This is a genomic window from Catellatospora sp. NPDC049133 (assembly GCF_040648455.1).
Lineage (GTDB): Bacteria > Actinomycetota > Actinomycetes > Mycobacteriales > Micromonosporaceae > Catellatospora > Catellatospora aurea.
This window is the reverse complement of sequence record NZ_JBEZDT010000058.1, coordinates 13,958-27,590: the sequence shown is the minus strand read 5'-3', so window position 1 is coordinate 27,590 and position 13,633 is coordinate 13,958. Positions and strand designations below refer to the sequence as shown.

General features: G+C 72.3%; 10 protein-coding genes. 7 read left to right on the top strand and 3 right to left on the bottom strand.

Annotated features, from left to right (window positions below; genetic code table 11):
* Positions 1-164 precede the first annotated feature (164 nt).
* Together AB0B35_RS39620 and AB0B35_RS39615 are read left to right on the top strand one after the other, a co-directional pair.
* On the top strand, positions 165-1,955 hold the full coding sequence (locus AB0B35_RS39620) for a serine/threonine-protein kinase (protein ID WP_361056323.1): 1,791 nt from the start codon (positions 165-167) through the stop codon (positions 1,953-1,955).
* 116 nt (positions 1,956-2,071) lie between these two features.
* The gene (locus tag AB0B35_RS39615; protein WP_361056320.1) at positions 2,072-3,745 is read left to right on the top strand and encodes a phospho-sugar mutase; all 1,674 of its coding nucleotides are present in this window, start codon (positions 2,072-2,074) and stop codon (positions 3,743-3,745) included.
* 133 nt (positions 3,746-3,878) lie between these two features.
* Here the strand turns inward: AB0B35_RS39615 and AB0B35_RS39610 are convergent, their stop codons facing one another.
* The gene (locus tag AB0B35_RS39610; protein ID WP_361056317.1) at positions 3,879-5,609 is read right to left on the bottom strand and encodes a hypothetical protein; all 1,731 of its coding nucleotides are present in this window, start codon (positions 5,607-5,609) and stop codon (positions 3,879-3,881) included.
* A 204-nt stretch (positions 5,610-5,813) separates the two neighbouring features.
* Between AB0B35_RS39610 and AB0B35_RS39605 the strand changes: the two genes are divergently transcribed.
* A complete protein-coding gene (locus AB0B35_RS39605) occupies positions 5,814-6,542 on the top strand; it encodes a class I SAM-dependent methyltransferase (RefSeq protein WP_361056314.1) in 729 nt (242 codons plus the stop codon).
* Positions 6,543-6,740: 198 nt separating this feature from the next.
* Here AB0B35_RS39605 and upp read toward each other — a convergent pair whose 3' ends face one another.
* Together upp and AB0B35_RS39595 are read right to left on the bottom strand one after the other, a co-directional pair.
* Positions 6,741-7,373: a uracil phosphoribosyltransferase gene (gene upp / locus AB0B35_RS39600; protein ID WP_203693269.1), complete on the bottom strand. Its 633-nt coding sequence runs from the start codon at positions 7,371-7,373 to the stop codon at positions 6,741-6,743.
* 80 nt (positions 7,374-7,453) lie between these two features.
* A complete protein-coding gene (locus AB0B35_RS39595) occupies positions 7,454-8,890 on the bottom strand; it encodes a glycosyltransferase (protein ID WP_361056357.1) in 1,437 nt (478 codons plus the stop codon).
* 146 nt (positions 8,891-9,036) lie between these two features.
* On the opposite strand from AB0B35_RS39595, the gene deoC reads away from it, so the two are divergent.
* The 4 genes from deoC (at position 9,037) to AB0B35_RS39575 (ending at position 13,623) form a co-directional block, all read left to right on the top strand.
* The gene (gene deoC, locus AB0B35_RS39590) at positions 9,037-9,984 is read left to right on the top strand and encodes a deoxyribose-phosphate aldolase (RefSeq protein WP_361056310.1); all 948 of its coding nucleotides are present in this window, start codon (positions 9,037-9,039) and stop codon (positions 9,982-9,984) included.
* A 3-nt stretch (positions 9,985-9,987) separates the two neighbouring features.
* Positions 9,988-11,445: an aldehyde dehydrogenase family protein gene (locus AB0B35_RS39585; protein WP_361056307.1), complete on the top strand. Its 1,458-nt coding sequence runs from the start codon at positions 9,988-9,990 to the stop codon at positions 11,443-11,445.
* Positions 11,446-11,518: 73 nt separating this feature from the next.
* A complete protein-coding gene (locus tag AB0B35_RS39580) occupies positions 11,519-12,340 on the top strand; it encodes an aldehyde dehydrogenase family protein (protein WP_361056354.1) in 822 nt (273 codons plus the stop codon).
* A 164-nt stretch (positions 12,341-12,504) separates the two neighbouring features.
* Positions 12,505-13,623 carry a hypothetical protein gene (locus tag AB0B35_RS39575; protein WP_361056304.1) on the top strand — a complete coding sequence of 373 codons (1,119 nt, stop codon included), beginning with the start codon at positions 12,505-12,507 and terminating at the stop codon, positions 13,621-13,623.
* The last annotated feature ends 10 nt before the right edge of the window (positions 13,624-13,633 follow it).

Below are 13,633 nucleotides of genomic sequence, written 5' to 3'. Positions count from 1 at the left end.
TAACGCACATCACGTACACCGAGGGTGATGGCAAGGGGACGGAACCGTGAAATTCGGTCTCAGAACCCGCCCACGGCTTTCCCTGCGGCGGCCCGTCGTACAGGATAGGGGTGAGCGACCCATTCCCCTTTGCCATCGTCCCCTCTCCTTTGGCGGCTTAAGCAGTGACCACCCATGCATCCACCTGGAGCGGCAATCCCTCTTCAGGCCGCGCGGCTCCGGGCACCGTCATCGGCGGACGCTATTCACTCCGCACCGCGATCGGGCACGGCGGCATGGGCACCGTGTGGCGTGCCGCCGACACCGTGCTGCGCCGCGAGGTCGCCGTCAAGGAGGTCGTGCTGCCGCCGGGCCTCGCCGCCAGCGACGCCGCCTCGATGTACGAGCGCACCCTGCGCGAGGCCCGCGCCGCGGCCAGCCTGTCGCACCCGAGCGTGGTCCAGGTCTTCGACGTGGTCACCGAGGGCGGCCGGCCCTGGATCGTGATGGAGCTGCTCGACGCCCGCGGCCTGGCCGACATGGTGATCGAGGACGGCCCGCTGGCCCCGCGCGCGGTCGCGAAGATCGGCATCGCGCTGCTCGGCGCGCTGGAGGTGGCGCACGCCGCGGGCGTGCTGCACCGCGACGTCAAGCCCGCCAACGTCCTGATCACCAAGGACGGCCGCTGCGTGCTCACCGACTTCGGCGTGGCCAAGCTGCCGACCGACGTGCAGCTGACCACCCCGGGCATGGTGCTGGGCTCGCCCCATTTCATCTCCCCCGAGCGCGCGCTGGGCCACCGCTTCGGCCCGCCCAGCGACCTGTTCTCGCTCGGCGTGACCATGTACACCGCCGTCGAGGGCCGCCCGCCGTTCGACAAGGGCGACCCGCTGGCGACCATGCACGCCGTGGTCGAGGAGGAGCCCGTCCCGCCGCAGCGCTGCGGTCCCCTGCGCGAGGTGCTCTACGGCCTCATGGAGAAGGACCCGGACCGGCGTTGGGACGTGACCACCGCCCGCGCCACGCTGCGGGAGCTGCTGGCCGGCCCGCTGGCCCAGAACGCCGTGCCGCAGCACGTCACCGACCCGTGGGCGGTCGTCGCGCCGCAGCCCGCCACCACCGCGTGGGTCACCCCGGCGCAGCCCGAGCGCCCCGCCAAGGAGATCGGCGGCCGGGCGCTGCTGCACACCGGCGAGATGCCGGCCTCCCGGGCGGGTGGCCGCACCCGGGCGAGCGCTGCCGACCCGCTGGACATGCCGACCGGGGCGCACCCCGCGCCGACCGGCGCCCTGCAGACTCTCCCGCCGAAGGCCGCCAAGGCCGGCCCGTCCGCGCTCGACGGCGTGGTCGGCCAGGTCAAGGCCCTGCCGAAGAAACTGCGCCTGGCCGTCGGCGCGGGACTCGTGGGCGTGCTCGTGGTCACCGGCGTGGCCTGGGCCGTGATGGGCGGCGGCGACGAGACCCCGCAGGGCGCGGCCGTCGGCGCCTCGCCGAGCGCCCCCGCGGCCTCGTCCGCCTCCGCGCAGGTGCCCGAGGGCATGCAGCGGGTGACTTTCAAGAACGTCACGGTGCTGGTCCCCAAGGGCTGGACCCCGGCCAAGTCGGGCAGCTACATCGACTACCGCGACCCGACCGACAAGGAACGCTGGCTGCGCATCAACGTCTACAAGTCGGGCGGCAACCCGACCCGGGAGCTGGAAGGCGCGGAGAAGAACTTCAAGAAGGAAGACCGCTGCCAGAAGGACACCTACCAGCGGATCGAGCTCAGCGACCAGAAGCTCGGCACGCTGGAGACCGCCGCGCAGCTGGAATACCAGTGCACCCCGCCCAACAAGAACCCGCGGCACGCGATCTGGCGGATCGGCGTCGAGGGCGGCACGGCGTTCCACATCTACCTGTCGACCTGGGAGGATTCGTTCGCCCAGGACAAGGCGTTCTTCGACCAGGCGATCGACTCGTTCACGATCACAACCTGAGAGGTTCGCCGAGCAGCCGACCGGTCTGCGTGTTATGAAACACCGATGAGCGAGCGAAGCGAGCGACACAGCCAGGTGACGAGACATGCCGGAAGCACGCGAAGCGGGGTTCCGGCATGACCGACGAACTTGCCGATCGCGTACGCCACTGGATCGCTCAGGATCCCGACCCCGACTCCCGTCAGGAGCTCCAGCGGCTGCTGGACGCACTGCCGGGCACGGAGGCGGAGCTCGCCGACCGGTTCAGCGGGCCGCTCACGTTCGGCACGGCCGGCCTGCGCGGGCCGCTGCGGGCGGGGCCGAACGGCATGAACCTGGCCGTCGTCCGCCAGGCCGCCGCCGGGCTGGTCAACTGGCTCACCAAGCACGAGCCGGGCGGCCTGGTGGTGATCGGCTACGACGCGCGCCGCGGCTCGCACGAGTTCGCGCTGGAGACCGCCCGGGTCGCGACCGGCTCCGGCATGCGCGCCGCGCTCCTGCCGCGCCCGCTGCCCACGCCGGTGCTCGCGTACGCGGTGCGCGCCATGGACGCGGTCGCGGGCGTCATGGTCACCGCCTCGCACAACCCGCCCCAGGACAACGGCTACAAGGTCTACCTGGGTGAGCACCTGGGCGGCCCGCTCGGTGCGGGAGCGCAGATCGTGCCCCCGGCCGACCAGGAGATCGAGGCGGAGATCCGCGCGGTCAAACTGCTGTCCGAGGTGCCGCTCGGCCACCCGGGCACGGTGCTCGGGGACGACATCGTGGACTCGTACCTCACCGCGGCGGCCGCGGTGGTGCAGGACGACCAGCCCAAGGACCTGGCGGTGGCGTACACGCCGCTGCACGGCGTCGGCGGCAAGGTGCTCGGCGACGCGTTCCTGCGCGCCGGGTTCGCGCTGCCCGCGACCGTTCCCGCGCAGGCCGAACCGGACGGCGCGTTCCCCACGGTGGCGTTCCCGAACCCGGAGGAGCCGGGCGCGATGGACCTGGTCCTCGCGCTGGCGGCCGAGCGCCGCGCGGACATCGTCATCGCCAACGACCCCGACGCCGACCGCTGCGCCGTCGCGGTGCCGGTCGGCAACGGCAACGGCTGGCGCATGCTGCGCGGCGACGAGGTGGGGGTGCTGCTCGCCGACCACCTGATGCGGCTGGGCCGCACCGGCACGTACGCCACCACGATCGTCTCGTCGTCGATGCTGCGGGCCATGGCCGCCAAGCGCGGCGTCGGGTACGCCGAGACGCTCACCGGGTTCAAGTGGCTCGCCCGCGCCGCGCCCGACCTCGCCTACGGATACGAGGAGGCGCTGGGCATCTGCGTGGCCCCGTGGATAGCCCGCGACAAGGACGGCATCACCGCGGCGCTGCTCGTCGCCGAGCTGGCCGCCGGTCTGAAGGCGGAGCTGCGCACCCTCACCGACCGGCTGGACGAGCTGGCCGCCGAGTTCGGCCTGTACGTCACCGACCAGCTCTCGGTGCGGGTCGACGACCTGGCCGAGATCGGCACGATGATGGCGCACCTGCGCGCCAAGCTGCCCGCCTCGCTGCTCGACGAGCCGGTCACCTCCACCGAGGACCTGCTCGACCGACCCGCCGAGTCGGCCGCCGACGTGGTCATCCTGCGCACCGAGACCGCACGGGTGGTGGTCCGCCCGTCCGGCACCGAGCCCAAACTCAAGGCGTACCTGGAGGTGGTCGAGCCGGTCACCGACGGCGACGTCGCCTCGTCGCGCGAACGCGCCTCCGCCACCATCCGCGCCCTGCGCACCGAGGTCGCCGCCGCCCTCGGCATCTGGTCCGTCAGCCCGTAAGGACAAAGGCAAGGAAGGGCACCTTCTTATCGCTCCGCGATGTAGAAGGTGCCCTTCCTGACATCTCAGGTCGTTGACCTGGGCTTTTGGATGAGATCAGCGCGGGCCGGTGGCAGCGCCGCGCTGATGCGCCCTAAGAGGAGGGTGCGACCAGCGGGCCGACGTCCCAGACGGTGACTCCGCCGGTGCGTACGCCGTCGGTGTCCATCAGGTCGTCGACCAGCTTGCGCAGCACGTCGGCGCGGGGCTCGCGATCGGACAGCACCAGTGCTCCGGCCCGCCAGAACCGCAGGTCGGCGATCAGCCCGTCGCGCATCCGCGCGGTGACACGGGGCGCTTTCGCGCCCTCGGCGACCGCGGCCAGCAGCAGGTCCGTGGGGCGCGGCGGCGGCCCGAACACGGCGGTCCCCGGCTCCCGGCCCGGCCCGATGAAGTAGCCGCCCGGGAATGCGTAGTCCGCTCCGGCCTGCGCCCACCAGTGCATGCCGTCGCTGTGCTTGTTGCTGGTCACGGGCACGGTGACCAGGGTGCGGCCGGCTGGGACGTAGGCCCGCCAGGTGCCCTCGGTGATGAAGCGCGGCACCGGCATCCCGCGGTGCGTCAGCAGCGGCAGCGGCAGCAGCGGCACCAGCGCGAGCACGACCAGGGCGTACGCCAGCCGCCGCACCGGCAGTTCCCCCGCCGATCGGCGCGGCAGCCGCCCCACGGCCTCGATCGCCAGCGCGAGCAGCGCCCCGGCCACCGGCAGCAGCACCAGCCCGAACCGGACCGGCACCACCGACTCCAGCAGCGGCAGCTGCCCCAGCGGCCGCCACAGGCCGGGCAGGGCGGTGCGCTCGCCGCCCGCGAACACCTGCTTGCCCATGGCGAAGAGCGCGAACACCGCTCCGGTCGCCAGCAGCGCCCGGACCAGCGCACGCTGCCACAGCCAGCCCGCCACCGCCAGCGCCAGCACCGCCAGCAGCGGCCAGCCGAGGAACGTGTTCTCCTCGGCGGCGTTCGGCGCGAGCAGCCGGACCGCGTCGACGTTACCGCCCAGCGACAGCCGCGGGAAGGCGGCGAAACTCGCCAGGTCGGCGCCGTAGGCCGAGGCGCCGGGCGGCAGGCCGCGGAAGCTCTGCGGGCCGAAGAACTGCGACCACAGGGGGTACGCCAGCAGCGCGCCCCCGACCAGCGCGGTGACCCCTGCCGTGGCCAGCACGGGACGGATCGACGCCCGCTGCGCGGGCCAGGTCACCACGGCGTACGCGGCGAGGAAGACCGCGCAGGCCAGCGCCGTGTAGAGCAACACTTCCTCGTTGACGAAGGCCTGGGCGACGACGAGCAGCCCGAGCACCACGCCGTTGCGCAGCCAGCGGCCGGGCTCTCCCATACGCAGCGCCTGGTGCACCAGGAACGGCACCAGGAACTGGGCGGTCCAGTTCGGATGCGCGTTCGCCTGGCTGATCATGCCGGGGCCGAAGCCGCACAGCGCCGCCCCCGCCGCGGCGGCCGCCGCCGAGGTGGTGACGTGTCGGCGCAGGAACCAGTACCAGGCGGCGGCGGTGCCGGCCAGGCCCAGCACCAGCAGCACCGCGAAGCTGATCTGCGGGCCCCAGATCGCGGTGACCGGTGCGAGCGGGATGCCCAGGCCGAGGACCACCGTGTTCGCCATCAGGTTGACCCCGTGCGGGGCGTTCATCTGCATGGTGAAGAACGGCACGGCGTCGCCGGTCAGCACGTCGAGGCCGTGGCGCAGCACGAACTGGAAGAAGACCTGGTCGGCGATGTTCTCCGAGACCAGCGCGCGCGACCCGTCCTTCCACAGTCCGGACGTCACGTACATCGCCGCGAGCAGGAACCCGACCCCCGCCGCGAGGTTCACGTTGACGCGTTTTGGCTGTTCAGCGCGGTTCTTCGCACGGTGAGGGCGGTCGGCGGGGGTGGGTCGTGCCCGGTGCCACTCCTGAATTTCGGTCTTCACGAGCGTCGAATCTACGGCATTTAGGTAATCTGTCCGGATTAGCCCTGAATGACAGGGACAAACAGGAATTCATTTCTCGTTGCGGCTATCGGACGGAAACAATCGATGACGACGTACGCCACGGAGCCGAGCCTGCTTACCGGGGACCAGAAGATCCAGGCCGCGGTGCTGGAGAGCCTCGCCGAGGCAGCGAACCACCGCATCTGGTTCGCGGGCATGGCCACCCCGTATCTCGGCGCGCACCCCATCGAGATCGGCAGCGGGCTCGGGGACTACCTGCTGGAGTGGCTGCCGTACGTGGACCGCTTCACCGCCACCGAGGCCGACCCGGAGCGGCTGGTCGACCTCAAGCAGCGCTTCGCCGACGACCCCCGGGTGGAGGCGCGCGAGCTGCTGCTGCCCACCGATCAGTCCGGCGACCACACGGCCCTGGTCAGCTACAACGTCCTGGAGCACATCGAGGACGACGTCGCGGCACTGCGCAGCATGGCCCGGCTGATCCAGCCCGGCGCCCCGATGGTGCTGGTGGTGCCCGCGTTCCCGATCGCGATGAGCAAGGTCGACGTGGCCACCGGCCACTGGCGGCGCTACACCCGCCGCACCCTCACCGACGTCGCGGTCGCCGCCGGCCTGACCGTCGAACGCATGGAGTACGTCAACTCGCTCGGCTTCATCTGCTACTTCATCACCGCGCGGCTGCTCGGCATGTCCCCCAAGGGCGGCCTCATGATGCGCGTGTACGACTCCCTGGTCACCCCCGTGACCCGCCGGCTGGAGTCCCGCCTCCGCCCCCCGTTCGGCCAATCCGTCCTGGCCGTCCTCCGCCGCCCCTGACCCCGCGCCCCCACCCGGGTTGATCATGAACCTATGGCACGGCTCGACGGCGCGTCATGGACACAACCTCATGATCAACTGAACACGGCAGGCGGCAGGCGGCAGGCGGCAGGCGGCAGGCGGAGTGATCATGAACCTATGGCGATGACACGCCGCCGAACCGTGCCATAAGTTCATGATCAACACGAGCGGGGTGGGTCAGAAGCGGGGCATGCCGCCGAATTGGCGGTCGCCGGCGTCGCCGAGGCCGGGGACGATGAACATGTTGTCGTTCAGGTGGTCGTCGATGGAGGCGGTGACGAGGCGGAGGGGGAGGCCGGAGTTCCGGAGGCGGTCGATGCCGGCGGGAGCGGCCAGGACGCAGAGCACCACGATGTCGGTGCAGCCGCGGTCGGCGAGCAGGCGGCAGCAGTGTTCGAGGGAGCCGCCGGTGGCCAGCATCGGGTCGAGCACCAGGACCGGCTTGCCGGTGAGGTCGCCGGGCAGGGACTCCATGTAGGCCCGGGGCTCGAAGGTGTGCTCGTCGCGGGCCAGGCCCACGAAACCCATCGAGGACTCGGGCAGCAGGCTCAGCGCGGCGTCGGCCATGCCGAGACCGGCGCGCAGCACCGGCACCAGCAGGGGCGGGTTCGCCAGGCGGGTGCCCACGGCGGTCGCGACCGGGGTCTCGACCGGGAACGTGTCGGCCTTGAAGGTACGGGTGGCCTCGTACGCCAGCATGGTGGTGAGCTCGTGCAACGCGGCCCGGAAGCTGGCCGAGTCGGTGCGGGAGTCGCGCATGGCGGTGAGGCGGGCCTGGGCCAACGGGTGATCAACGACGAGTACGTCCACGACGTGAAACTACCCGGCCGTAGCCGCCCGCGTCGTGCCAACCGGTGTCGCGGGCTCCGCCCCGGTGGTGTAAGTCCCGCTCACCCCGCCCGGTGAGCCGCCAGTCGGGTCCGGTCGTCCACCGCCTGCGCCGCGGCGACCAGCGCGTCCACCATGTGCGTGGCACGACCAGGCGCGTCGGGCACCAGGTCGGCGGGAACGAGCGGGCCCATCTCCGGACCGAGGCGGACGAGCGGGGCGGGCGGCGGTCCGGCGGGGACCACCGGGGCCGGTGCGGGGGCGGCGGGGGCCACCGGGTCGGGTGTGGCGACGGCTGACCGGGCCGCCGTGTAGATCTCGTGCATGGCTTCGGCGTACCGCTGGGGGGTGTGGCCGGCGGCGCAGGCTCGCGCGGCGGCGCCCAGGCGACGGGCGGCGCGGCGGTCGGTGAGCAGCTTCAGCACCGCGTCGCCGAACGAGACCGGGTCGGGTTCGGCCAGCACCGCGTTGCCGTCGAGGGTGCCGTAGCGGTGCAGGGACGCGTCGGCCAGCACCGCGGGCAGCCCGGCCAGGGCCGCCTCCTGAAGCACCAGGGCCTGCGTGTCGGTACGCGACGGGAAGGCGAACACGTCCGCCGCCGCGTACGCCGCGGCCACCACGTGCGGGGGCTGCTGCCCGGTCAGCACCACCCGGTCGGCGACCCCGGGTCCGGCCGCGCGCAGCAGCCGGGCCAGCCAGCGCCGCTCGTAGACCGCGCCGACCAGCACGAGCCGGGCTCTCGGCGACGACGCGAGCACCCGGGCGAACGCCGGGACCAGCAGGTCGACGCCCTTCTCCCGGTTGACCCGGCCGACGAACAGCACCACGGGGTCCTTCGGGCCGATGCCGTGCCCGGCCCGGAACGCCCCGGCCTCGGCGCGCGACGCCGGGCGCTCGGCCACCCCGGTGGGGACCAGTGCCATCCGCGCCGGGGGCACCGGCAACGCGACCCGGTCGAGCACGGCCCGGGTCGGCACGACGATCGCGCGGGCTTCGCCGAGCAGCAGCCGGTTGCCCTCGCTGAGCACCGCGGCGCGGTCGCCCCGCAGGGCCGCGGGCACCCCGAGCCGCCCCGCGTACAGGCGCAGCAGCAGCCGCAGCGCCCACCCCGGCACCCGGTACGCCTCGGCGTACGCGTGCAGGTCGGTGTGGTACGTCTGCACCAGCGGCACGCCGAGCCGGGCGGCCAGCAGCACGCCGAGCAGCCCGGCCGGGCCGGGGGTGTGCACGTGGACCACGTCGGGCCGGTATTCGCCCAGGTCGGCGACGAGCTGCTCGCGCGTCCCCCGGGCGCACAGCGCCCAGCGTGCCAGCCGCAGGTCGGCGACCCCGCAGGCGAGCGCGGGCACCCGGAGCAGGCCGGGTTCGTCCTGCTGGTCTCCATGGGCCGGGACGACGCAGTGCACGTCGTGTCCGGCGGCGGCCTGGGCCGCGCGCAGCGTCCGCAGCGACGTGACGACTCCGTCGCGGCGTGGCAGGTACGTGTCGGTGAAGTGCATGATGCGCACACCAAGACGGTCGGTGACCTGCGTGGATGCGGCGTGAACGCGGCATGTCGGGAGGATGTGGTGACGGCGGCCACCCTTCTGCCGAATCCCACGACATGGACAAGATCGATAAACGTGAGGCCGCGTAGACTCGCCGTATGACGGCCACCATCTCACCGTTGTCCGAGGTCACGCGCTCTGACGCGGCGCTGCGGACGTTCCTGCACGGCCTGCCCGGCGTCGACCGGGTCGGCGCGGACGCGCGCGCCGCGGGGCTGGGCACCCGCTCGATCAAGACGACCGCCAAGGCCTGGGCGATCGACCTCGCCATTCGGATGGTGGACCTGACCACGCTGGAGGGCGCGGACACCCCGGGCAAGGTCCGGGCGCTGTGCGCGAAGGCCCGGCAGCCCGACCCGGGCGACCCGACGTGCCCGCCGGTGGCCGCGATCTGCGTGTACCCGTCGATGGTGCCGACCGCCGCCGAGGCGCTGCGCGGCTCCGGCATCCACCTCGCCAGCGTCGCGACCGCCTTCCCGTCGGGGCAGGCCCCGCTGAAGGTGAAGCTGGACGACACCCGGGCCGCCGTCGCCGCCGGCGCCGACGAGATCGACATGGTGATCAGCCGGGGCGCGTTCCTGGCCGGGCGCTACCTGGAGGTCTTCGAGGAGATCGTGGCGATCAAGGAGGCCTGCGGCAAGGCCCACCTGAAGGTCATCCTGGAGACCGGCGAGCTGGTCACGTACGACAACGTGCGGCGCGCGTCCTGGCTGGCCATGCTGGCGGGCGGCGACTTCATCAAGACCTCCACCGGCAAGGTCGCCCCGGCGGCCACCCTGCCCGTCACGCTGATCATGCTGGAGGCGGTGCGCGACTTCCTCGACACCACCGGCCGCCAGGTCGGCGTGAAGCCCGCGGGTGGCATCCGCACCACCAAGGACGCCATCAAGTACCTGGTCATGGTCAACGAGATCGCGGGCGAGCGCTGGCTCGACCCGGACTGGTTCCGGTTCGGCGCGTCCACGCTGCTCAACGACCTGCTGATGCAGCGCACCAAGCTCGCCACCGGCCACTACAGCGGCCCCGACTACTTCACTCTGGACTAAAACATGAGCGCTTTTGAGTACGCGCCGGCGCCGGAGTCGCGCTCGATCGTGAAGTTGCAGCCCTCGTACGGGCTGTTCATCAACGGCGAGTTCGTCGACGGCGCGGGCAGTTTCAAGACCATCTCCCCCGCCTCCGAGGAGGTGCTGGCCGAGGTCGCCGAGGCCTCCACCGCCGACGTCGACCGGGCCGTCAAGGCCGCGCGGCGCGCGTACGAGGACGTGTGGGGCTCGATGCCGGGGCGGGAGCGGGCCAAGTACCTGTTCCGGATCGCGCGCATCATCGCCGAGCGCAGCCGCGAGCTGGCCGTGCTGGAGTCGCTGAACAACGGCAAGCCGATCAAGGAGTCCCGCGACGTGGACGTGCCGCTGGCCGCGGCGCACTTCTTCTACTACGCGGGCTGGGCCGACAAGCTGCCGTACGCGGTGCCCGGCTGGAAGCCGGCCGATGGGCACAGTGGCGCGGACCCGCGCCCGCTGGGTGTGGCCGGGCAGGTCATCCCGTGGAACTTCCCGCTGCTCATGCTGGCCTGGAAGATCGCCCCGGCGCTGGCCGCGGGCAACACGGTGGTGCTCAAGCCCGCCGAGACGACGCCGCTGACCGCGCTGCTGTTCGCGGAGATCTGCCAGCAGGCCGAGCTGCCGCCGGGCGTGGTCAACATCGTCACCGGCGCGGGCGAGACCGGCGCGGCCGTGGTCAACCACCCCGACGTGGACAAGGTCGCCTTCACCGGCTCGACCGAGGTCGGCCGGATCATCGCCAAGGCCGTCGCGGGCACGAACAAGAAGGTCACCCTGGAGCTGGGCGGCAAGGCGGCGAACATCGTGTTCGACGACGCCGCGATCGACCAGGCCGTCGAGGGCATCGTCAACGGCATCTTCTTCAACCAGGGCCACGTCTGCTGCGCGGGCTCCCGGCTGCTGGTCCAGGAGTCCGTCGCGGACCAGCTGCTGGAGTCGCTCAAGCGGCGCATGGCCACCCTGCGCGTCGGCGACCCGCTGGACAAGAACACCGACGTCGGCGCGATCAACTCCGCCGAGCAGCTGTCCCGGATCAAGGCGCTGGCCGAGATCGGCTCCGCCGAGGGCGCGGAGCGCTGGTCGCCCGCGTGCGAGCTGCCCGAGCGCGGCTTCTGGTTCGCGCCGACCATCTTCACCGGCGTGTCCCAGGCGCACCGCATCGCCCGCGAGGAGATCTTCGGGCCGGTGCTGTCGGTGCTGACCTTCCGCACCCCGGGCGAGGCGGTCGAGAAGGCCAACAACACGCCGTACGGGCTGTCGGCCGGGATCTGGAGCGAGAAGGGCTCCCGCATCCTCGCCATCGCCGACCAGCTCCGGGCCGGTGTGGTCTGGGCGAACACGTTCAACAAGTTCGACCCGACCTCGCCGTTCGGCGGTTACAAGGAATCGGGTTACGGCCGCGAGGGCGGCCGCCACGGGCTGGAGGCCTACCTTGCCGGCTAAGAAGAAGGAGTCCGCGGACTCCGTCGCCTCCGCCACCCGGGTCACCGCGGGCGCCACCGCCACCGCGCCGCGGCTGGCCGTACGCAAGACGTACAAGCTCTTCATCGGTGGTGCGTTCCCGCGCAGCGAGTCGGGCCGCACCTACGTCGTCGCCGACAGCAAGGGGCAGTTCGTGGCCAACGCCGCCCAGGCCTCCCGCAAGGACGCCCGCGACGCCGTGCTCGCCGCGCGGGCCGCGTTCGGCAAGTGGTCCGGCGCGACGGCGTACAACAAGGGCCAGGTCGTCTACCGGATCGCCGAGATGCTGGAGGGCCGCCGCGACGAGTTCATCGCGCTGGAGGTGCCCGCGGCCGAGGTGGACGAGGCGATCGACCGGCTCGTCTGGTACGCCGGCTGGACCGACAAGCTGGCGCAGGTCGTCGGCGGGGCCAACCCGGTCGCCGGACCGTACTTCAACCTCTCCTCGCCCGAGCCCAGCGGCGTCGTCGCGGTCGTCGCCCCGTCCGCGCCGACGCTGCTCGGCCTGGTCAGCGTCATCGCCCCGGCGATCGCCGCCGGCAACACGGTCATCGTGATCACCGACGCCCCGCGTGTCGCGATCACCCTGGCCGAGGTCCTGGCCACCTCCGACGTGCCCGGCGGGGTGGTCAACATCCTCACCGGCTCGGCCGCCGAGGTCGCCCCCTGGCTGGCCTCGCACAGCGACGTCAACGGCCTCGACCTGACCGGCCTGGCCGACGCCAAGCTGGCCCTGGAACTGGAGCAGGCCGCCGCCGAGACCCTCAAGCGGGTACGCCGTCCGGCCGCCGCCCCGGACTGGTCGGCCGACCCCGGCCTCGCCCCCATGACCGCCTACCTCGAAACCAAGACGGTCTGGCACCCCAAGGGCCTCTGATGAAAGGAAGGGCACCTTCCACAACGCATGCGTTGTGGAAGGTGCCCTTCCTTTCATTTCGGCACGCTGAGCTGGGCGTTCGCGGGCTCGACGCCGCTGCGGGCGAGCGGTCGGCCACTCGGCCGTCGCGGCGGGCGTGCGGGGGTTCGTTAGGGTGGCCGACCATGAGCGGCCCACATCCCGAATCCAGTCCCGTCGAGCACGTCGGGCGCAAGGCCCGCCGTCGAGCCGCCGCCATCGAGGCCGTGCGGTCGAGCGGCAACGGCTCCGGTTCGCGCTTCGGCTGGTTGTGGAGCCTGCTCGCCGTCCTCGGCATCGCCGCCGCGTTCGTCACCTACCTCGCCCTCGGCGGGTACGTCCGCTCTACCGTGCTCGGCTTCGCCTGCTACCTGTCGGGCTGCTCGGCCGCCGGCATGACCACGGCAGGCTGGCTGATCGTCGCCGCCCCGGCCGCGGTGATGCTCGTGACGGCACTGTTCTGGCGCGGGCTCGGCAGGGCCGGCCGGATCGGCCTCGGCAGCACCGCGGCCGTGGTCTACCTGGTCGTCATCACCTTCATCCCGGGCCGCCGGCGCGACCTGTCCGACCTGATCAAGGGACCGGGCAGCGACGCCGTCGCCGACGGCCTGCTGTGGACGCTGGGCGGGGTCGGGGCGGCGCTGCTGTTCATGCTGGTCCTGGTGTTCGTCGCGAAGGCCGTCCCCGCCGTCGAGCGCCGGTACAACACCGTCGCGCTGGCCGGTGCGGTGGTGCTGGTGGTCGCCGCGCTGCCGGTCGCGATCGCCAAGAGCGACCCGACGTGGGTACGCGCCGGCGACGTGTTCCCCGCCGAGCTGGCCATGAACGGCGACCGGCTCGTGCGCGCCTCCGTCGGCGAGACGTCCGGCTGCGACGGGGTGCTGCCCGACGACGCGCTCCTCAACGAGCGCCTGTGCTACCTGACCGTGCACGCCTCGTACACCACCGACGACAGCGACGCGATCGCCACGCTCCGAGCGGTGCTGTACGCCGACGACGAGGCCGCCGACGAGGTGCGCGCCGGCCTGCCTCGCGGGATGACCCCGGCAGGCGTCACCGGCGAAGTCCGCACCGTGCTGTCCACCACGTACTCCTGGGTGCTGGTCGGCACGGCCGGGCACGCCGACGGCCGGCCGATCGCCGTGGACGAACGTCCCTGGGTGCTTTGGCCGCTGCGGCAGGTCAGCTACCACTTCATCGGCGTACAGGGCGGCCTGTTCATCGACCCCGACCCGGACGACGAGATCCGTCCCCGGACGCCCTGACCCTGCGATC

Coding starts and splice junctions, on each gene's coding strand:
- AB0B35_RS39615 (WP_361056320.1), top strand. CDS start 2,072: ATGACCGACGAACTTGCCGATCGCGTACGCCACTGGATCGCTCAGGAT.
- AB0B35_RS39605 (WP_361056314.1), top strand. CDS start 5,814: ATGACGACGTACGCCACGGAGCCGAGCCTGCTTACCGGGGACCAGAAG.
- AB0B35_RS39595 (WP_361056357.1), bottom strand. CDS start 8,890: ATGCACTTCACCGACACGTACCTGCCACGCCGCGACGGAGTCGTCACG.
- deoC (WP_361056310.1), top strand. CDS start 9,037: ATGACGGCCACCATCTCACCGTTGTCCGAGGTCACGCGCTCTGACGCG.
- AB0B35_RS39585 (WP_361056307.1), top strand. CDS start 9,988: ATGAGCGCTTTTGAGTACGCGCCGGCGCCGGAGTCGCGCTCGATCGTG.
- AB0B35_RS39575 (WP_361056304.1), top strand. CDS start 12,505: ATGAGCGGCCCACATCCCGAATCCAGTCCCGTCGAGCACGTCGGGCGC.